Annotated in this window: 2 protein-coding genes; both read left to right on the top strand. The window is 77.7% G+C overall.

The genetic code is table 11. From position 1 onward, the window contains the following. Positions 1-26: 26 nt before the first annotated feature. Complete coding sequence (locus ACH4SE_RS15805) at positions 27-15053, top strand: SDR family NAD(P)-dependent oxidoreductase (RefSeq protein ID WP_398543947.1); 15027 nt, start codon at positions 27-29, stop codon at positions 15051-15053. A 7-nt stretch (positions 15054-15060) separates the two neighbouring features. Beyond that, positions 15061-21681, top strand: a complete 6621-nt coding sequence (locus ACH4SE_RS15800) for an SDR family NAD(P)-dependent oxidoreductase (RefSeq protein ID WP_398543946.1) — start codon at positions 15061-15063, stop codon at positions 21679-21681. Positions 21682-21823 lie beyond the last annotated feature (142 nt).

Here is a 21823-nt window from a genome sequence, read left to right as displayed (position 1 = left end):
ATCATTGTAGAGCAAGGAATTCTTCAATGGCTGAACGACCGCTGACGAGCCCGACCACTCCGCAGGCCGAACCGATCGCCGTCGTCGGCATCGGCTGCCGCTATCCCGGCGGGGTCCGCGACTTCGACTCCTTCGGCGCCACCCTGAGGGCCGCGAGCCCCGTCTTCACCGAGGTCCCCGCGACCCGCTGGAGCCGCGAGGCCGCGCGCCAGGACGAAGGCACCACCCACCGGGGCGGCTTCCTGGAGGACATCGACCGCTTCGACGCCGCCTACTTCGGGATCGCGCCCCGCGAGGCGGGCGCGATGGACCCCCAGCAGCGGCTGCTGCTCGAAGTGGCGTGGGAGGCGATGAGCGACTCCGGGCGCCCCGCCGACGCCTGGCGCGGCACCCGTACCGGGGCGTACTTCGGCCTCTTCGCCCACGACTACGCGACGCTGCACAGCAAGACGCTCGGCGTCCAGGGCATCGGCCCGCACTACGGCAGCGGCAACGAGTTCAGCTTCGCGGCCGGCCGGCTCGCCTACACCTTCGACCTGCGCGGGCCCATGGCCTCGCTCAGCGTCGCGTGCTCCTCCTCGCTGCTGGCGGTGCACCTGGCGAGCCAGAGCCTGCGCTCGGGCGAGACCGACGTCGTGCTGGCCGGCGGCGCCAACCTCATGATGTCGCCCGAACTGACCGTCTTCATGAACCGCATCGGCGCGATCTCGCCGACCGGCCGCTGCCGCCCCTTCGCGGCCGACGCCGACGGCATCCTGCGCTCGGAGGGCTGCGGCGTCGTCGTCCTCAAGCGGCTGTCCGACGCACTCGCCGACAAGGACCGGATCTACGCCGTCCTGCGCGCCTCCGGCGCCAACCACGACGGCCGCAGCCTCGGCATCACCGCCCCCAACGGCGCCGCCCAGGCCGAACTGCTGCGCTCCACCCTCGGCACCGCCGGGCTCGCCGCCTCCGACCTCGACTACGTGGAGGCGCACGGCACCGGCACCCCGCTCGGCGACCAGGTCGAGCTGATGGCGCTGAACGAGGTCTACGGGCGCGAGCGCGAGCCGGGCCTGCGGCCCCTCTACGTCGGCTCCAACAAGGGCGTCTTCGGCCACACCGACGGCGCCGCCGGCGTCGCGGGCCTGCTCAAGGGCCTGTGGGTGATCGGCTCCCAGGAGGTGCCCGCCCAGCCCGACCCCGGCCGGCTCACCTCCGCCGTGCCGTGGGACCGCGGCGCCATGGCGGTGCCCGTCAGCCCCGTCGACCTCGCCGGCACCGGCCGCCCGCTGCGGGTCGGCGTCAGCTCGTCCGGGCTCAGCGGCACCAACGTCCACGTCATCGCCGAGGGCGTCGCCCCCGCGGCCGCCCCGCCGGAGGCCCCCGCGGGCCCGTACGTCCTGCTCGCCTCCGCCTTCCACGAGGAGGGCCTCGCCGGGCAGCTCGCCGGGATGCGCGAGCGGCTCGCCGCCGAGGGGGACCGGCCCGGCGACCTGCTCGCCTCCGCCGCGACCCGGCGCACCCACGAGCGGCACCGCTTCGCCGCCGTCGCGTCGACCCCGCAGGAGCTGCTGGCGGCGCTGGCCGAGGCCGACGCCGACGCCGACGCCGACGCCGACAACGCCGGCACCGCAGCCGGGGCCGAGGGTGCCTGCACCGGCACCGCCGACCACGAGAACGCCCCCGAGCCGGTCTTCGTCTACTCCGGCCAGGGCGCCCAGTGGGCGGGCATGGCCGTCGACCTCTACGAGGCCTCGCCCGTCGTCCGGGACGTCCTCGACGAGTACGACGCCCTGATCCGGCAGGACCTGCCCTGGTCGCTCGTCGAGGAGCTGCGGCGCACCGAGGGCAGCCGCCTCGACCGCACCGACTACGCCCAGCCCGCGCTGCTCGCCGTCCAGTCGGCGGTCACGGAGTGGCTCGCCTCGGCCGGGATCCGGCCCGCGGCCGTCCTCGGCCACAGCGTCGGGGAGATCGCCGCCGCGCACGCCGCCGGGGTGCTCACCCGCGGCGAGGCCGTCACGCTGGCCGTCCGGCGCGGGCAGATCCTCCAGGAGACGGCGGGCCGCGGCGCGATGCTCGCCGTCCGCGCCGGCCAGGAGGCAGCGCAGGCCCTGCTGGCCGAGACCGGGCTGCCGGTCGTCGTCGCCGCCGTCAACGGCCCCGAGGCGGTCGTCCTCAGCGGGCCCGCGGACGCCGTCGACCAGGCCGCCGCCGCCGCCGAGGCACGCGGCCTGCGGTGCAAGAGGCTGGCCGGCGGCTACGCCTTCCACAGCCCCGTGGTCGCCGGGTGCGGTCCGCTGCTGCGGGACGCGCTCGCCGGTCTGGCGCCCGCCGCGCCCGCCGTGCGGCTGCTGTCCAGCGTGCTGCCCGGCGAGGACGGCGTCACCTTCGACGCCGCCTACTGGGAGCGCAACCTCACCGACGCCGTGCTGCTGTGGCCCGCCGTCGACGCGCTGCTCGCCGAGGGCGAGCGGGCCCTCGTCGAGATCGGCCCGCACCCCACCCTGACCCGCCAGCTCACCGACGCCGTACGCCACCGGCGCCGCCGCGGGCCGGTCGCCGCGACGCTGCGCCGCGCGGAGGACGGGCTCCTCGCCCTGCACCGCACGGCGGCCCGGCTGCACGTCGCCGGCGTCGAGGTGGACTGGTCCCGCCTGACCGGCACCCCCGGGCGCTACCGCACCCTGCCCGCGCCCTCGTGGGGCGGCGGCCGCCACTGGCTCCCTGGCGTCGAGCCCGGCGACCAGGGCGGGCCGGCGGCCGGGGTCCCGGCCCAGGTACGGCTGAGCCTGCTGGACGACACCGGGCGCGTCATCGGCGAGATGCTCGCCCACCCCGCGAACGGCGCCGCCGCGGACGTCGGCCCGGTGAACGGGCGGGCCCACGCCAACGGCGCGGGCCACGTGGACGGAGCGCCCGGGGCGACCGGCGCGGGCGGCGGAGTCCCGGCGGACGCAGCCGTCCCCGACGGAACCGACAACGGCGCCGCCCCCGCTCCCGGCGGGCGGGCGCGGGGGAACGGCGGGCTGCTGCGGCGCGTCGAGGAGCACGTCGCCGCGGTGCTCGGCTTCGCCGAGGGGGAGAAGCCCGCCCGCAGGCGCGGGCTGTTCGACCAGGGGCTCGACTCCCTCACCGCCGTCGAACTGCGCGACCGGCTCGCCGCCGACTTCGGCGTCGAGCTGCCCACCACCATCGTCTTCGAGCAGCCGACCGTCGAGGCGCTGACGGCGTACCTGGCCGCGGCCGCCCCCCAGGACGACCCCGCGCAGGACGCCGCCCCGGCGGCCCCCGGCGGCGGCGCCGAGACGGACGACGGCGCGGTCGCCGTCGTCGGCATGGCGTGCCGGCTGCCCGGCGCGAATTCGCCCGAGCAGTTCTGGGCGATGCTCACCGAGGGCCGCGACGCCGTCCGCGACCTGCCCGCCGCGCGCCGCGCCGACCCGATGTGGGCCGAGGTCACGCCGGATGTGCCGCTGCGCGGCGGCTTCCTCGACGACGTCACCGGTTTCGACGCTCCCTTCTTCCGCGTCTCGCCGCGCGAGGCGAAGGCGCTCGACCCGCAGCACCGGCTGCTGCTGGAGGTCGCCTGGGAGGCGATGGAGGACGCGGGCACGCCGCCCGCCGCGCAGGCCGGCAAGGACGTCGGCGTCTACTTCGGCCTCAACACCGCCGACTACCAGCAGCTGCTGACACGCGACATGGCCGACGTCGACCACTTCTACGGCACCGGTACGACCTTCGCCGCGGCCGTGGGCCGGCTGTCGTACTTCCTCGGGCTGAGCGGCCCGAGCATCGCCGTGGACACCGCGTGCTCCTCCTCGCTGACCGCCGTGCACCTGGCCTGCCAGGGCCTGCGCGAGGGGGACTGCGAGGTCGCCGTCGTCGGCGGCGCCAACGTCATCGCCGCGCCCACCGTGTCGGTGTCCATGGCGGGCGCGGGCGCGCTGGCCCCGGACGGGCGCTGCAAGACCTTCGACGAGGCCGCGGACGGCTACGGCCGCGGCGAGGGCGCGGCCGCGCTCGTGCTCAAGCCGCTGTCCGCCGCCCGGCGCGACGGCGACCGCGTCTACGCCGTGATCCGCGGCTCGGCCGTCAACCAGGACGGCGCCAGCGGCGGGATGACGGTGCCCAACGCCTCCGCGCAGGTCGCCGTCATCCGGCGCGCGGTGCAGGCCGCGGGCTGGGCGCCGCGCGACGTGGACTACGTCGAGGCGCACGGCACCGGCACCCCGCTGGGTGACCCGATCGAGGTGCGCGCGCTCGCCGAGGCGCTCGGTTCCGGGCGCGGCAGCGACGAGAACCTGCTGATCGGCGCCGCCAAGGCGAGCGTCGGGCACCTGGAGGCCGCCGCCGGTGTCACCGGCCTGCTCAAGGTCGTGCTCGCCGTGCACCGCGGCGAGCTGCCGCCCCAGCCGCTGAACCGGCCCTCCTCGCACATCGACTGGGACACCCTCCCGGTCTCCGTCGTGACCTCGCGCCGCGCCTGGCCCGAGCGCGACCACCCGCGGCGCGCGGGCGTCAGCGCCTTCGGCTTCACCGGCAGCAACGCGCACGTCGTCGTCGAGCAGCCGCCCGCGGCTCCGGCGCCCGCCCCGCTGCCGCCGCGCCGCGCCCCGTACGTCCTGATGGTCACCGCGGCGGCCGAACCCGCGCTGCGGCAGGCCGCCGGGCGCCTCGCCGCCCGGCTGCGGGCGGCCCCCGCGGAGGTCGACGACATCGTCTTCACCTCCGCCCACCGCCGCTCCTGGCTCGGCCACCGCCTCGCCGTGACCGGCCGGGACGCGGAGGCGCTGGCCGCCGCCCTGGAGACCGCCGCCCGCGGCGGCAGCACGCCCGCCGCCCGGACCGGCCAGGTGCCGGACGGTGTGGAGCGCGCCACCGGCTTCTTCTACGGGGCCGAGCCGCCGTCCGCGGCCCTGCGCGAGCAGCTCGCCGCGATACCGGACTACGCCGACGCGCTGCGCTCCTGCGCCGAGCGGCTGGCCGTACTGACCGGCGCGCAGGTCGACCCGTTCGGCGAGCCGCCCGCGGCGCTGCCGGCCGCGTACCTGCTGTGCCACCACGTCGCCGCCGCCCGGATGTGGGCGGCCGTCGGGCTCGCCACCGACGCCGTGACCGGCCAGGGCGCGGGCGAGCTGGGTGCCGCCTGGGCCGCGGGCCGGCTCGGCCTCGACGACGCGCTGCGGCTGTCCGCCGGGCAGGAGTCCGGCGCCCCGCTGCGCCCCGCCCGCGTCCCCGAACTCCCCGCCGACGGCGAGGCCCCCGCCGCCAAGCCCGGCGACCTCGCCGCCCGCGCCCGCCGCGGGGCGCCCGCCGCCCTGTCGGCGACCCTGGCCGGCGACCTGGCGGCCGAGGGCGTGGACGTCCTCCTCGACGTCCTGCCGCGCGACCTGCCGGAAGAACTGGCCGCGCTCGCCGCGCCCGTCGGGGCCGGCGACCCGCTGGAGCGGCTCGCGGCGACCGCGGCCGCGCTGTTCGCGGCCGGCGCCGTGCCCGCCCCGGCGGCCTCCGCACGGCCGCCGGTGAGCCTGCCCGCCTACCCGTGGCAGCACGAGCGGCACTGGTACCGCGAGGCCGCCGAACTCCCCGGCGGCCGGCCGCGCGTCCCCTGGGTGCTGTCCGCGGCGAGCGCGACCGGCCTGCGGGCCCGCGCCACCGCCCTCGCCGGGACCGCGGCCGCCCCGGGCACCGACCCGGCGGCCGTGGGCGCGGCGCTCGCCGCGCTGCCCGGCGGCACGCACCGCGCCGTCGTGCTGGCCGCCGACGCCAAGGGCTTCGGCGACGGGCTCGCCGCCCTCACCGAGGGCCGCACCTGCGCGCAGCTCCACCAGGGCTCGGCGGGAGCGGCGAAGATCGCCCTGGTCTTCCCCGGCCAGGGCGCCCAGTGGCCCGGGATGGCGCGCGAACTGATGGCCGCCGAGCCCGCGTTCGCCGCGCAGATGCGCGAATGCGCCGAGGCCCTGGCGGAGTTCACCGACTGGTCGCTCGCCGACGTCGTCGCCGGGGAGCCCGGCGCCGCGTCGCTCGACCGCGTCGACGTCGTGCAGCCCGCCCTGTTCGCCGTGATGGTCTCGCTCGCCGCGCTCTGGCGTGCCTACGGGGTCGAACCCGCCGCCGTCGTCGGCCACTCGCAGGGCGAGATCGCCGCCGCCTACGTGGCCGGGGCGCTGTCGCTGCGGGACGCCGCCCGGGTGGTGGCGCTGCGCAGCGCCGAGCTGGCGCACATGTCCGGGCAGGGCGGCATGGCCTCGGTCGCGCTCGGCGAGGACGCGGTCACCGCGATCCTTGAGCGCTTCGCCGGCCGCCTGTCGGTCGCCGCGATCAACGGCCCGGCCAGCACGGTGGTCGCGGGCGACGTGGACGCGCTGGAGGAGATGGCCGGCGTGTGCGAGCGCGGCGGCATCCGCTTCCGCCGGGTCGACGTCGACTACGCCTCGCACTCGCCGCACGTGGAGCAGATCCGCGACCGGCTCGGCGAGGTCCTCGCGGGCATCACGCCCCGGCCGGCGCGCGTGCCGTTCTACTCCTCCGCCACCGGCGGGCTGCTCGACACCGCCCAGCTCGGCTCGGACTACTGGTACTACAGCCTGCGCGAGCGCGTCCGCTTCCAGGAGGCGGTCGGCGCGCTGCTCGCCGACGGGCACACCCTGCTCGTCGAGGCCAGCCCGCACCCGGTCCTCACCCCCGCGGTCGAGGAGACCGCCGAGCAGGCGGGCGGCGGCGCGCGCGCCCTGGGCACGCTGCGCCGCGACGACGGCGGCACCGGCCGCTTCCACGCCGCCCTCGCCGACGCCTACGCGCTGGGCGCGCCCGTCGACTGGCGGCCCGCCTTCGCCGGGCGCGAGCCGGAGCCCACCGACGTCCCGGACCTCGCGGGCCGTGAACTCGACGCCTGGCGCTACCGCGTCGAATGGCAGCCCGCCGCCGCACCGGCAGGCGCCGCGCCCGCCGGCCGCTGGCTGGTCCTGGCCCCCGCGGAAGGCGACGGGCAGGCGCTCGCCCAGGCCGTCGGCCCGGTCCTCGCCGCGGGCGGCGCGGACGTCGTCCCGCTCGTCCTGGACGCGGCGCGCGACGGCCGCGAGCACCTCGCAGAGCTGCTGCGCGGCGCGGACGCCGCGCAGGCCGCGGGCGTGCTGTCGCTGCTCGCGCTGGACGGGCGCCCGCACACCGCCTCCGCCGACGTGCCGTCCGGCACGGCCGCGACGCTCGCCCTCGTGCAGGCGCTCGGCGACGCCGCCGCCGACGTGCCCGTGTGGTGCGTCACCACCGGCGCGGTGGCCGCCGAGGGCGGCGACCTGACCGCGCCCGAGCAGGCCCAGGTGTGGGGCATGGCCCGGGTCGCGGGCCTGGAGGCCCCGCAGCGCTGGGGCGGACTGGTCGACCTGCCCGCCGCGCCCGGCGCCGGGCACCTCGCCGCGCTGTGCGCGGTGCTGGGCGGCGGCCTGGGCGCCGAGGACCACGTGGCCGTACGCGACAGCGGCGTGCTCGTCCGGCGCCTGGTGCGCGACCCGGTGGCCGACCGCCCCGCCCCGCGCAGCTGGCAGCCCGGCGGCAGCGTCCTCGTGACCGGCGGCACCGGGCGGCTCGGCCGGCGGCTGGCCCGCTGGCTCGCGGCCTGCGGCGCCGAGCACGTCGTCCTGGCGAGCCTGCGCGGCCCCGACGCCCCGGGCGCCGCCGAACTGCAGACCGAACTCGCCCGCGCCGGCGCGGCGGTGACGCTCACCGCCGCCGACGCCGCCGACCCTGCCGCGATGGCCGCCCTGCTGGAGGAGGCCCGCGCCGCCGGGCGCCCGGTGCGCACGGTGCTGCACGCGGCCGTCGTCCCCGAGCCCGGCCCGCTCGCGGGCACCTCGCTCGCCCAGCTCGCACACACGCTGCGGGCCAAGGCGACCGGCGCGCGCGTCCTGGACGAGCTGCTGGACGGGGAACTCGGGGCGGAACTGGACGCCTTCGTGCTCTTCTCCTCCGTCGCGGGCGTGTGGGGCGCCGCCGAGAACGGCGCCTTCGCCGCCGCCGACGGCTACCTCGAAGCCCTCGCCGCGCGCCGCCGCGCCCGCGGCCGTACCGGCACGGCGGTGGCCTGGAGCTTCTGGAACGCCTTCGGCGACGACGCCGGGGACGCCGAGGTGCAGGAGATGTTCACCAGCCAGTCCGAGCGCCAGGGCCTGCCGCTGCTGGACCCGGCGCAGGCGCTGGCGGCGCTGCGGCAGGTGCTCGACCGGGACGAGCCGTCCGTGGCCGTCGCCGACGTCGAGTGGGACCGCTTCGCGCCGCTCTACACCGCCGCCCGCTCCCGCCCCCTCCTCGACACGCTCCCGGAGGTCCAGGGCGCCGCGCCGCAGGGCGACGCCGGGGCCGGGGACAGCGCGCTGGCCCAGCTGCTCGCCCGCACCCCGGAGTCGGAGCGCGAGTGGGCGGTGCTCGACCTGGTCCGCACCGAGGCCGCGGCCGTGCTCGGCTACGCCAAGGCCGCCGACGTCGACCCCGACCGGCCCTTCACCGAGATGGGCTCCGACTCCGTCACCGCCGTGGAGTTCCGCACCCGGCTGAACACGGCGACCGGGCTCACGCTGCCCGCGTCCGTCGCCTTCGACTACCCGACCGCCGCGGCCGTCGCCGGCTGCCTGCTGGAGCTGGCGCCCGGCGCCGCGGCCGCGCAGGAGGCGGCCGTCGCGTCCGAGAACACCTTCGGCGTGGACGAGCCGATGGCGATCGTGGGCATGTCCTGCCGGCTGCCCGGCGGGGTGACCACCCCGGACGAGTACTGGCAGCTGCTGGCCGAGGGCCGCGACGCCGTCTCCGGCTTCCCCGAGGACCGCGGCTGGGACCTGGGCGGGCTGTTCGACGCCGACCCGGACCGGCTCGGCAAGTCCTACGTCAGCGAGAGCGGCTTCCTGCACGACGCGGGCGACTTCGACGCCGAGTTCTTCGGCATCTCGCCGCGCGAGGCCGTCACCATGGACCCGCGGCAGCGGCTGCTGCTGGAGGGCGCCTGGGAGCTGTTCGAGAACGCCGGGATCGACCCGCAGAGCCTGCGCGGCAGCCGTACCGGCGTGTTCGTCGGCGCCGGACCCACCGACTACGCGACCGGCGCGCCGCTGGCGCCCGCGAGCGCCGAGGGATACGCCGTCACGGGCAGCACGCCGGCCGTCATCTCGGGCCGCGTGTCGTACTTCTTCGGGCTGGAGGGCCCGGCCGTCACGGTCGACACCGCGTGCTCGTCGGCCCTGGTGTCGCTGCACATGGCCTGCCAGGCGCTGCGCTCGGGCGAGTGCACGATGGCGGTGGCCGGCGGAGTGGCGGTGATCTCCAGCCCGAAGGTCTTCGTCGAGTTCAGCCGGCAGCGCGCGCTGTCCGAGGACGGGCGGTGCAAGGCCTTCGCCGAGGCCGCCGACGGCACCGGCTTCGCCGAGGGGATGGGCCTGCTGCTGGTCATGCCGCTGTCCGAGGCGCGCCGCCGGGGCCACGAGGTGCTCGCGGTCATCCGCGGCTCCGCGATGAACCAGGACGGCGCCTCCAACGGCCTGACCGCGCCCAACGGCCCCTCCCAGCAGCGGGTGATCCGGCAGGCCGTCGCCAACGCGGGCCTGGCGCTGCGGGACGTCGACGTGGTCGAGGCGCACGGCACCGGCACCACGCTGGGCGACCCGATCGAGGCGCAGGCACTGCTGGCGACCTACGGGCAGGACCGCCCGGCCGGCCGGCCGCTGCTGCTCGGCTCCGGCAAGTCCAACATCGGCCACACGCAGGCCGCGGCCGGCGCGGTCGGGGTGCTGAAGATGGTGCTGTCGATGCGGCACGGCACCGTGCCCGCGACGCTGCACGTCGACGAGCCCAGCAGCAAGGTCGACTGGACGGCCGGTGCGGTCGAGCTGGCCGTGAAGGCGCAGCCGTGGCCCGCCGACGACCACCCGCGGCGCGCGGGCGTGTCCTCCTTCGGTGTCAGCGGCACCAACGTCCACCTCATCCTCGAACAGCCGCCCGCCGAACCGGCGCAGGAGCCGCCGGCCCGCGAAGCCCCCGCCGCCCCGCCCGTGCTGTGGCCCGTGTCGGCGGCCTCCGCCGCCGCGCTGCGGCAGCAGGCCGGGAAGCTGGCCGAGGCGCTCGCGGCCGGACCCGGCGCCGCCGGGCCGCTGCCCCGCGACGTCGGCTGGAGCCTGGCCGCGACCCGTGCCGCGCTGCCGCACCGCGCGGTGGTGCTCGGTGACGCGGCCGCGGACCACACCGCCCGGCTCGCCCGGCTGGCGGAGGGCGAGCCCGACCCCGGGCTGGTGCACGGCACCGCGCGCCGCAAGCCGCGCGTCGTCTTCGTCTTCCCCGGCCAGGGTTCCCAGTGGACCGGCATGGCCGCCGAACTCCTCGACACCTCACCGGAGTTCGCTAACTACATCCGCGAGTGCGAGCAGGCCCTCGCCCCGTACACCGACTGGTCGCTGACGGGCGTGCTGCGGCAGGCCGAGGGGGCGCCCGGGCTGGAGCGGGTCGACGTCGTGCAGCCCGCGCTCTTCGCGGTGATGGTGTCGCTGGCCCGGCTGTGGCAGCACTACGGGGTGAGCCCGGCGGCCGTCGTCGGCCACTCGCAGGGCGAGATCGCCGCCGCGTACGTGGCGGGGGCGCTGTCGCTGGAGGACGCCGCGCGGATCGTCGCCGTACGCTCGCTGGCGATCACACGGCTCACCGGCTCGTCCGGCATGGCCTCGCTCCAGACCGACGAGCAGCAGGCCGCCGAACTCCTCGCCCCCTCCGGGGGACGGCTCACGATCGCGACCGTCAACAGCCCCTCCCAGGTCGTCGTCGCCGGCGACACCGGGGACCTCGACGCGCTGACGGCGGAGTGCGAGCGGCGCGGCATCCGCATCCGGCGGATCGAGGTCACCTACGCCTCCCACTCGCCGCAGGTCGAGCCGATGCGCGAGGACCTGCTGGCCAGGCTCAAGGGCATCGCCCCGCAGCGCGCCCGCATCCCCTTCTACAGCGCGGTGACCGGCGAACCGCTCGACACCACCGAGCTGGACGCCGGCTACTGGTTCCGCAACCTGCGCGAGCCCGTCCTCTTCGCGCGCGCCACCCGGGCGCTGCTGGACAACGGCTTCAGCATGTTCGTCGAGGTCACCCCGCACCCCGTGCTCACCGCCGCGGTCATGGACACCGCGGTGTCCGCCGACGGCGCCGCCGAGCCCGTCACCATCGGCTCGCTGCGCCGCGACGAGGGCGGCATGGCCCGCTTCACCGCCTCCCTCGCCGAGGCCTGGGCCAACGGCGCCGAACTGGACTGGGGCAGGCTGCTGCCCGGCGGCCGCTCCGTGCCGCTGCCGACCTACGCCTTCGACCGCCAGCGCTTCTGGCTGGAGGACGAGCGCGCCGCCGTCGACCCCTCCGACCTCGGCGTGGGCGCCCCCGACCACCCGCTGCTCGGCGCCGCCGTCGAGCTCGCCGACACCGGCGGCCTGGTCCTCACCGGCAGGCTCTCCGCCGCCACCCGCCCCTGGCTCGCCGACCACGCCGTGAACGGCGTGGCCCTGCTGCCCGGCACCGGATTCGCCGAACTCGCCCTGCGCGCGGGCGCCGAGGCCGGCTGCCCACGGGTCGAGGAGCTGACGCTGGAGGCGCCGCTGCTGCTGCGCGGCACCGAGGCCGTACGCCTCCAGCTCGTGGTGGGAGGCCCCGACGGCACCGGGCAGCGCACCCTCGCCGTCTACTCCCGGCCCGACGGCCAGGACGGCGAGTGGACGCGGCACGCCTCCGCGCTGCTGGCCGAGCCCGGCGGCCCCGAGGCCGCCCCGCTCGCCGCGTGGCCGCCGCCCGGCGCCGAACCGGTCGCGATGGACCAGGAGTCCTTCTACGCCGCCGGGGCCGAGGCCGGCTACACCTACGGCCCGTCCTTCCAGGGCCTGTCCCGCGCCTGGCTGCGCGGCGACGAGGTCTACGCCGAGGTGGCGCCGCCCGCGAACGTGCAGGACGAGGCCGGCCGCTACGGCATGCACCCGGCCCTGCTCGACGCCGCCCTGCACGCCATGGTCCTCGCACCGGACGACGGCAAGGACGACGGCAAGGGCGACGGCAAGGGCCGCACCGTGCGGCTCCCCTTCAGCCTCGCGGGCGTCCAGCTCTTCGCGTCCGGCGCCCGCACCCTGCGCGTGCGCATCACCCCGGCCGGCCAGGGCGCGGTGGCGCTCACCGCCGCCGACGAGACCGGCACGCCCGTCCTCGCGGTCGAACGCCTCGTCACCCGGCCGGTGTCGGCCGAGGCCCTGGCCACGGCCGCGAGCCCCACCGGGCGCTCGCTCTTCCGGCTCGACTGGGTGCCGCTCCCGACGCCCAAGGCGAGCGCGGCCGGCGACTGGGCGCTCGCCGGCGAGGACGCCTTCGGCCTGGCCGGCGCGCTGCCGGCCGCCGGGGTCGCCCTCACCGCCCACCCGGACCTGGCCGCGCTGCTGGCCGCCCTGGACGGCGGCGCCCCGGCGCCCCGGATCGCCCTGCTGCCCTGCGCCAAGGAGCCCGGCGCCGCGCTGCCCGGCGCGGTGCTCGACCTGACCGCCTCCGTGCTCGGCGACCTCCAGGCGTGGCTGGACAGCGAGCGGACGGCCGACACCCGGCTCGTCGTCGTCACCCGCCGCGCCTTCCCGGCGGGCGAGGGCGACGAGGTGTACGACCCCGCGGCCTCCCCGGTGTGGGGCCTGGTCCGCTCGGCGCAGGCCGAGAACCCGGGCCGGATCGTGCTCGTCGACCTGGACGGCGACAACCCCGCCGACTGCTCCGCGGCCCTCGCCCACGCCCTCGCCGGTGACGAGCCGCAGCTCGCGGTCCGGGGCGGCGCGCTGCTCGTCCCGCGGCTCGCCGCGACCGGCACCCCGCAGGGACGGCTGACCCCGCCGCTCGGCGGCCGCTGGCGGCTCGAACCGGACCCGGCCGGCGTCCTGGACGCCATGACTGCCGTCCCCTGCCCCGAGACCGGGGAACCCCTCGGGCCCGACCAGGTGCGCATCCGGGTCCGCGCTGCCGGGATCGCCTTCCACGACCTGCTCGTCGCCCTCGGACTCCCGCCGGACGACGGCCTGTTCATCGGCGGTGAGGGAGCGGGCGTCGTCGCGGCGGTCGGCTCCGGCGTGACCGGGCTGAAGCCCGGCGACCGGGTGCTCGGCCTGATGCCGCGCGCCTTCGCCACCGAGACGGTCACCGACCACCGGTGGGTCGTGCCGATGCCCGCGGGCTGGACGTTCGAGCAGGCGGCCGCGGTGCCGTCCGCGTACCTGACCGCCTACTTCGCCCTCACCGCGATCGCGGACCTGCGCGCCGGGCAGCGTGTCCTGATCCACGCGGCAGCCGGCGGCGTCGGCACCGCGGCCGTACGGATCGCGCGGCACCTGGGTGCCGAGGTCTTCGCCACCGCGAGCCCCGGCAAGCACGACACGCTGCGGCTCATGGGCCTGGACGACGAGCACATCGCGTCCTCGCGGGACGCCGCGTTCGCTGCGAAGATCCTCGCCGCCACCGGCGGCACGGGCGTGGACACCGTCCTCAACTCGCTGACCGGCGACCTCGTCGGCGCGGGCCTGCGGGTGCTGCCGAACGGCGGGCACTTCGTGGAGCTGGGCAAGACCGACCGGCGCGACGCCGCCCAGGTCGCCGCCGAGCACCCGGGGGTGGCCTACACACCGGTCGACCTGGTGCCCGACATGAGCCCGCAGGCCGTACGGGCCACGCTCGCCGAGGTCGTCGGACTGCTGCGGGACGGCGCCCTGGCACCGCTGCCCGTCCGCAGCTGGGACGTGCGTGACGCGCCCGCCGCCTTCCGCCACATGGCGCAGGCCAAGCACGTCGGCAAGCTCGTCCTGACGATCCCGCCCGCGCCCGACCCCGAGGGCACCGTCCTGGTCACCGGCGGCACCGGAACGCTCGGCGCCCTGGTCGCCAAGCACCTCGCCGGCGCGTGGGGCATGCGCCACCTGGTGCTGGCGAGCCGGCAGGGCCCGGACGCGCCGGGCGCGGCCGGACTGCTGGCGGAGCTGGCGGAACTCGGCGCCGAGGCACGGGTCGCCGCGTGCGACATCGCCGACCGCGCCGCGCTCGCCGCGCTGCTCGACGGCCTGCCCGCCGAGCACCCGCTCACCGGCGTGGTGCACACCGCGGGCGTGCTGGACGACACCGTGCTCGGCTCGCTCACCCCCGAGCGGCTCGCGCCCGTGCTGCGGCCCAAGGTCGACGCCGCCGTCCACCTCGACGAGCTGACCGCGGACCTCGACCTCGGCATGTTCGCGATGTACTCCTCCGCCGCCGGCCTGCTCGGCAACCCGGGCCAGGCCAACTACGGCGCCGCGAACGTCTTCCTGGACACCCTCGCGGCCGTCCGCCGCTCGCGCGGCCAGGCGGGCAGCTCGCTCGCCTGGGGCCTGTGGGCCAACGACAGCGCACTGACCGGCCAGATGAACGTCCAGGACCGGGACCGGCTCTCCCGGTCCGGCGCCCAGGCCATGTCCGCCGCCGAGGGCCTCGCCCTCTTCGACCAGGGCGTCCGGGCGGCCGAGGCCCTGGTGGTGACGGCCCACATCGACCGCGAGGCGCTGCGCGCCCAGGACGCCGCGGGCACGCTGCCGCCGGTCATGCGGCTGCTGGCGCCGCGCCGCACCCGGCCCGAGCGCGCCGCCGCCCCCGGGGGCGCCGCCCCCGCGGGCGGGGCCGAGCAGTTCGCCGGGATGACGGCGGGCGAGCGGCGGCAGGCGCTCGTGGTGCTGGTCAGGAAGCAGTCCGCCGCGGTGCTGGGCCACGGCTCGGCGTCCGCGCTGGACGTCGACCGCGGCTTCGTCGAGATGGGCTTCGACTCGCTCACCGCCGTCGAACTGCGCAACCGGCTCGCGAGCGCGACCGGTCTGCGGCTGCCCGCGACCGTCATCTTCGACTGCCCGACGCCCACCGACCTCGCCCGCCGGCTGGACGACATGCTCGCCCCGGCCGGCGAGGCGCCGGCGGACGAGCCCGAAGCCGTGCCCGACACGGCGGCGGACGACGACGGCCTGGTCGACGACATGGACGTGGACGAGCTGATCCGCGCCGTGAACTCCGGAGAGTGAGGTTCCGATGAGTGCATCCATCGAAGAGGTCACCAAGGCGCTGCGCGCATCGGTCAAGGAGACCCGGCGGCTGCGGGCGCGCAACGACGAGCTGGAGGCGACCCTCCGCGAGCCCGTCGCGATCGTCGCGATGTCCTGCCGGCTGCCCGGCGGTGTCACCTCGCCCGACGAGCTGTGGCGGCTGCTGTCCGAGGGCCGCGACGCCGTCGCCGGCTTCCCGCAGGACCGCGGCTGGGACCTGGGCGGGCTGTACGACCCCGACCCGGACCACCTCGGCACCAGCTACGTCCGCGAGGGCGGCTTCCTGACCGACGTGGCGGGCTTCGACGCGGAGTTCTTCGGGATCTCGCCGCGCGAGGCGCTCGCCATGGACCCCCGGCAGCGGCTGCTGCTGGAGGGCACCTGGGAGCTGTTCGAGTCCGCCGGGATCGATCCGCAGACCCTGCGCGGCAGCCGTACCGGCGTCTTCGTCGGCGCCGGGCCCTCGGACTACCCGCACGGGATGGAGGGCTACGCCGTCGCGGGGACGACCCCGAGCATCCTGTCCGGCCGGGTGAGCTACGTCTTCGGTCTTGAGGGCCCGGCGGTGACGGTCGACACCGCGTGCTCGTCGTCGCTGGTCACGCTGCACATGGCCTGCCAGGCCCTGCGCTCGGGCGAGTGCACGATGGCGGTGGCGGGCGGCGTGACCGTCATGTCGAGCCCGCGCGTCATCGTCGAGTTCAGCCGGCAGCGCGCGCTGTCCGAGGACGGGCGGTGCAAGGCCTTCGCCGAGGCCGCGGACGGCTTCGGCTTCGCCGAGGGCCTCGGCCTGCTGCTGGTCGAACCGCTGTCCCGGGCCCGCCGGCTCGGCCACGAGGTGCTCGCGGTCATCCGCGGCTCGGCCGTCAACCAGGACGGCGCCTCCAGCGGCCTGACCGCGCCCAACGGCCCCTCCCAGGAACGGGTGATCCGGCAGGCCGTCGCCTCCGCCGGGCTCGCGCTGCGGGACGTCGACGTGGTCGAGGCGCACGGCACCGGCACCACGCTCGGCGACCCCATCGAGGCGCAGGCGCTGCTGGCGACCTACGGGCAGGAGCGCCCCGACGGCAGGCCGCTGCTGCTGGGGTCGGTGAAGTCCAACATCGGCCACACCCAGGCGACCGCGGGCGCGGCCGGTGTGATGAAGATGGTGCTGTCCATGCGGCACGGCACCGTGCCCGCCACGCTGCACGTCGACGAGCCGAGCCGGCACGTCGACTGGCAGGCCGGCGACGTCGAGCTGGCCGTGAAGGCGCAGCCGTGGCCCGACGCCGGGCACCCGCGGCGCGCGGGCGTGTCCTCCTTCGGCGTCAGCGGCACCAACGCCCACCTCATCCTCGAACAGGCCCCCGCCGCCGAGGAGCCGGCCCCCGCCGCGGAACCCGCCCGCCCCGCGGACGCCGAACCGCCCGTCGTGGCCTGGCTGCTGTCCGGGCGCGGCGAGCGCGGCCTGCGCGGCCAGGCCGCCCGGCTCGCCGACTTCGCCGCCGCCCACCCCGCGCTGGACGCCCGCGACACCGCCGCCGCCCTGGCCCGGCGCGCCGCCCTCACCCACCGCGCCGTGGTGCTCGGCCCCGACCGGGACGCCCTGCTCGCCGGGCTGCACGCGCTGGCCGAGGGACGGCCCGCGCCCGGCGTGGTGCTCGGCGCCGCCCGCAGCCGCTCCACCGAGGCCGTCTTCGTCTTCCCCGGGCAGGGCTCCCAGTGGGAGGGCATGGCGCTCGGGCTGCTGGACACCGCACCGGTGTTCCGTGACCGGCTCGCCGCCTGCGACACCGCCCTCGCCCCCTACACCGGCTGGTCGGTGCGCGACGTGCTGCGCGGCGCGCCCGGCGCCCCCGGCCTGGAGCGGGTGGACGTCGTCCAGCCGGTCCTGTTCGCCGTCATGGTGTCGCTGGCCGCGCTGTGGGAGCACGCGGGGATCGCGCCCGCGGCCGTCGTCGGCCACTCGCAGGGCGAGATCGCCGCGGCCTGCGTCGCGGGCGCGCTCTCGCTGGAGGACGCGGCCCGGATCGTGGCGCTGCGCAGCCGCGCCATCGTGGCACTGGCCGGGCAGGGCGCGATGGCCTCGCTGGGCCTCGGCCGCGCCGAGGCGGAGGCGGCGCTCGCCCCGTGGGCGGGCCGGCTCGCGATCGGCGTCGTCAACGGGCCCGGCTCCGTGGTCGTCTCCGGCGACACCGACGCGGTCGCCGAACTCGTCGGCACCTACGCCGACTCCGACGTCCGGGTGCGGCGGCTGCCCGTCGACTACGCCTCCCACTCGCCGCACGTCGAGCGCATCCGCGACGAACTGCTCACGCAGCTCGCGGGCGTCACCCCCGTCCCCTCGCGCATCCCCTTCTACTCCGCGGTGACCGGCGGCCAGCTCGACACGACCGCGCTCGACACGGAGTACTGGTACCGCAACCTGCGCCGGCCCGTGCGCTTCGACGAGGTCACCCGCACGCTCACCGAGCGCGGCTACGAGCTGTTCGTCGAGACCAGCCCGCACCCGGTGCTGACGATGGGCCTGGAGGAGACCGTCGCGGCCGCGGACGCCACCGCGCTCGTCCTCGGCACCCTGCACCGCGACCGCGGCGGCCTGGACGACTTCCTCGGCTCCGTCGCGCAGGCCCACACCGGCGGCGTGCCCGTCGCCTGGGACCGGCTGCTCGGCACTGGCGCCGCCCGCGTCGACCTGCCGCCCTACGCCTTCCAGCGGCAGCGCTTCTGGCAGGACCAGGAGCAGCCCACCGGCGACGCGCTCGGCCGGGCCGGGCTGCGCGCGGGCGAGCACCCGATGCTCGGCGCCGCGATCGACGCCGCCGACAACGGCGCCGTCGTCCTCTCCGGGCGGCTGTCGCCGCAGACCCACGGATGGCTCGCCGACCACGCCGTCCAGGACCAGGTGCTGCTGCCGGGGACCGCCTTCGTCGAGCTCGCGCTGCGCGCCGCCGCCGAGACCGGCTGCTCCGGCGTGACCGAACTGGCGCTGGAGGCCCCGATGTCGGTCCCGCCGGAGGGCGCCGTCCAGGTCCAGGTCGTCGCCGCGGCCGCGGACGAGGCGGGCAGCCGCCGGGTGACCGTCTACTCGCGGCCCGAGGACGCCTCCTTCGACGGCGAGTGGACCTCGCACGCCGCCGGTGAACTGAGCGGCCCGCCGCTCCCCGCGGACGCGGCCGACCTCGCCGTCTGGCCGCCCGCCGGGGCCGAACCGCTGCCCACCGAGGGGCTGTACGAGGACTACGCCGAGCGCGGCTACGCCTACGGCGCCGCCTTCCGCGGCATCCGCCGGGCCTGGCGGCGCGGGGACGAGGTCTTCGCCGAGGTCGGCCTCGCCGCCGCCCAGCGCGGCGAGGCCGGACGCTACGGCGTCCACCCGGCGCTCCTGGACGCCGCGATGCAGGCGGCCGGCATCCTCATGGCGCAGGAGGACGGGCCCGCGCGGATGTGGCTGCCCTTCCTCTTCGGCGAGGTCGCCCTCACCGCCCCCGGCCTGGCCGACCTCCGCGTCCGCGTGCGCCGCCTGGGCCCCGACCGCATCGCCCTGACCGCCGCCGACCTCGACGGCCGCCCCGTCGTCTCGGTCGGCGAGCTGGTCGTCCGGCCGGTGACCCCCGAGCAGCTCCGCGCGGCCGGCGGCGGCGCACTGCGTGACGCCCTCTTCCGCGTCGACTGGGTGCCGGTCGCACCGGCCGGCACCGCGGCCGCCCGGCAGCGCTGGGCCGTCCTGGGCACGGACGAGGAGGCGTCGTCCGTCACCGCCCGCCTCACGGCCGCCGGCCAGGACGCCGGGACGTACGCCGGCCTCGACGCCCTGCGCGCCGCGGTCGCCGCCGGGAGCCCCGCACCGGCCACCGTGGTGTGGTGCGTGCCGGGCACCCCCGCGGGCACCGGGGCGTCCGCCCCGGCCGGCAGCGCGGACACCGCCGCGCGTCTGCGCGAGGTGACCGCCGCCGCACTCGGCGTGCTCCAGGACAAGGCGGCCGACGACGTGCTCGGCGCCGCACGGCTGGTCGTCAGGACGCGGGGGGCGGTCGCGGCGGAGGCCGGCGCGGGCGTCGGGGACCTCGCGGGGGCCGCGGTGTGGGGGCTGGTGCGCTCGGCGCAGACCGAGCACCCGGACGCCTTCGTGCTGGTCGACGACGACACCGCTGAGGCCGCGTCCGGTGAGCTGTGGGCGGCCGCCGCCGGGTCCGGAGAGCCGCAGCTCGCCGTCCGCGGCGGAGCCCTGCTCGCCCCGCGGCTGGCGCGGGCCGCGTCCGGCGAGGGCCTGGTGCCGCCCGCGGGGGCGGCGGCATGGCGGCTGGAGTGCACCGGCACCCGCACGCTGGAGGGACTGACGCTCGCCGCGTGCGAGCCGCCCGCGGCCGAGCTGGGCCCGCGCGAGGTACGGGTGGCGGTGCGCGCCGCGGGGCTCAACTTCCACGACGTCGTCGTGGCGCTCGGGCTCATCCCGGACGAGGCCGACCTCGGAGGCGAGGGGGCGGGCACCGTGACGGCCGTCGGCAGCGAGGTCACGCGCCTCGCGCCCGGCGACCGCGTGCTCGGGCTGCTGACGCACGCGTTCGGGCCGGTCGCGGTGACCGACGAGCGGCTGCTCGCACCGGTCCCCGAGGACTGGTCGTTCGAGCAGGCCGCCTCCGTTCCGGTGGCCTTCGTCACCGCGCACTACGCGCTGTCCGACCTGGCCGGGCTGGAGGCCGGCGAGTCGGTGCTCGTGCACGCCGCCGCGGGCGGCGTCGGCATGGCCGCCGTGCAGCTCGCCCGGCACCGCGGGGCGGAGGTCTTCGCGACGGCGAGCCCGGCCAAGTGGCCGGTGCTGAGGGCGGCGGGGCTGGACGACGCGCACATCGCGTCCAGCCGCACGCTCGACTTCGAGTCCCGCTTCACCGCGCAGGCGGGGGAGCGCGGCATCGACGTCGTCCTCGACTCGCTGTCCGGCGACTTCGTCGACGCCTCGCTGCGGCTGGTGCGGCCCGGCGGCCGCTTCGTCGAGATGGGCAGGACCGACGTCCGGGACGCCGCCGTGGTCGCCGCCGCCCACCCGGGCGTCGGCTACCGGGCGTTCGTGCTGGACGACGCGGGGGTGGACCGTATCGGCGCGATGCTCGCCGAGGTCATGGACCTCTTCCGGGCCGGCGCGCTGGAGCTGCCGCCGCTCACGACGTTCGACGTGCGGCACGCGATCGGCGCCTTCCGGCACATGAGCCAGGCCCGGCACGTCGGCAAGATCGTGCTGACGGTGCCCCGGCAGCCGGACCCGGAGGGCACGGTGCTGGTCACCGGCGGCACGGGCACCCTCGGCGGCCTCGTCGCCCGGCACCTCGCCGCCCGCGGCGCCCGGCACTTCCTGCTGCTGAGCCGCAGCGGGCCGGCGGCACCCGGCGCGGAGGACCTGCGCGCCGCGCTCGCCGGACTCGGCGCCACCGCCGACATCGTGGCCTGCGACGCCGGCGACCGGACGGAGCTGGCGCGGGTGCTGGCCGCCGTACCGAAGGCGCGTCCGCTGACGTCCGTGGTGCACACCGCGGGCGTGCTGGACGACGGCGTCCTGGCCTCGCTCACCCCGGAGCGGATCGGCACCGTGCTGCGGCCCAAGGCCGACGCGGCGCTGCACCTGCACGAACTCACCGCGGGTGCGGACCTCGCCGACTTCGTGCTCTTCTCCTCCGGCGCGGGCCTGACCGGCGCCCCCGCGCAGGGCAACTACGCGGCCGCCAACACCGTACTGGACGCGCTCGCCCAGCACCGGCGGTCGCTGGGCCTGCCCGCGACCTCCGTCGCGTGGGGCCTGTGGGCGCAGACCAGCGGACTCACGGCGACCATCACCCACTCCAGCCGGGCCCGGATGTCCGGCTACTACACCGCCCTGCCCACCCCGCAGGCGCTGGACCTCTTCGACGCCGCCCGCGGCTCGGCGGAGGCGCTGCTGCTCGCGACCGGCATCCGCACCAACCGGCTGCGCGACCTCGCCCGCGACGGCGCCCTCCCGGCGCTGTGGCGCGGCCTGGTCAGCACGCCGGTGCAGCCGCGGGCGGTCGCGGCCGAGCCGGGCACCGGCGTGGCGCGGCAGCTGGCCCCGCTGAACGAGGCGGAGCGGCACGCCTTCCTGCTCCAGCTCGTCCGCTCGCACGCGGTGGTCGCCCTCGGCGGCGGCGACGCGGAGGCCCTGGACCCCGACAGCGCCTTCCGGGACGCCGGGTTCGACTCGCTCACGGCGGTGGACCTGCGCAACCGGCTGGCCGCCGCCACCGGCTGCACCTTCCCGGCCACGCTGGTCTTCGACCACCCGACCCCGGCCGAGCTGGCCCGCCACCTGCGCGGCAAGCTCACCCCGGAGGAGGGGCCGCAGGAGCCCGCCGAGCCCGTACTCGAGGAGATCGAGAGCCTGGAGCAGGCCCTGCTGCGGTCCGCGCCGGACGAGGAGCTGCGCGGCCGGATCACCCGGCGGCTGCGGTCGCTGCTGAGCCGCTGGGACGACGCCGGGCCGCAGGGCGCGCCGGCCGCCCCCGGCGACGGGGGGGACGGTACGGAGCTGGCCCTGGACACCGCCACCGACGAGGAGCTGTTTGCCCTCCTCGACGGCGACCTGACGGAGGAGGACCTCCCCGGGCGGCGGGACTGACGCACGGCGGGGGGGGGGGGGGGGGGGGGGCCCCCCCCCGCCCCCCCCCGGCGGGGCCCCCCCCCCCCCCCCCGCGGCGCCCCGGGCCCCCCCCCCCCCGCCCGCGGGGGGGGGGGGGGGGGGGGGGGGGGGGCCGGGGGGG

This window comes from Streptomyces sp. NPDC020983 (assembly GCF_044333485.1).
Taxonomy (GTDB): Bacteria; Actinomycetota; Actinomycetes; order Streptomycetales; family Streptomycetaceae; genus Actinacidiphila.
This window is presented reverse-complemented; position numbering and strand designations above follow the sequence as displayed.

Excerpts from the sequence above, each read along its gene's own strand:
- ACH4SE_RS15805 (WP_398543947.1), top strand. The coding sequence starts at position 27 with ATGGCTGAACGACCGCTGACGAGCCCGACCACTCCGCAGGCCGAACCG.
- ACH4SE_RS15800 (WP_398543946.1), top strand. The coding sequence starts at position 15,061 with ATGAGTGCATCCATCGAAGAGGTCACCAAGGCGCTGCGCGCATCGGTC.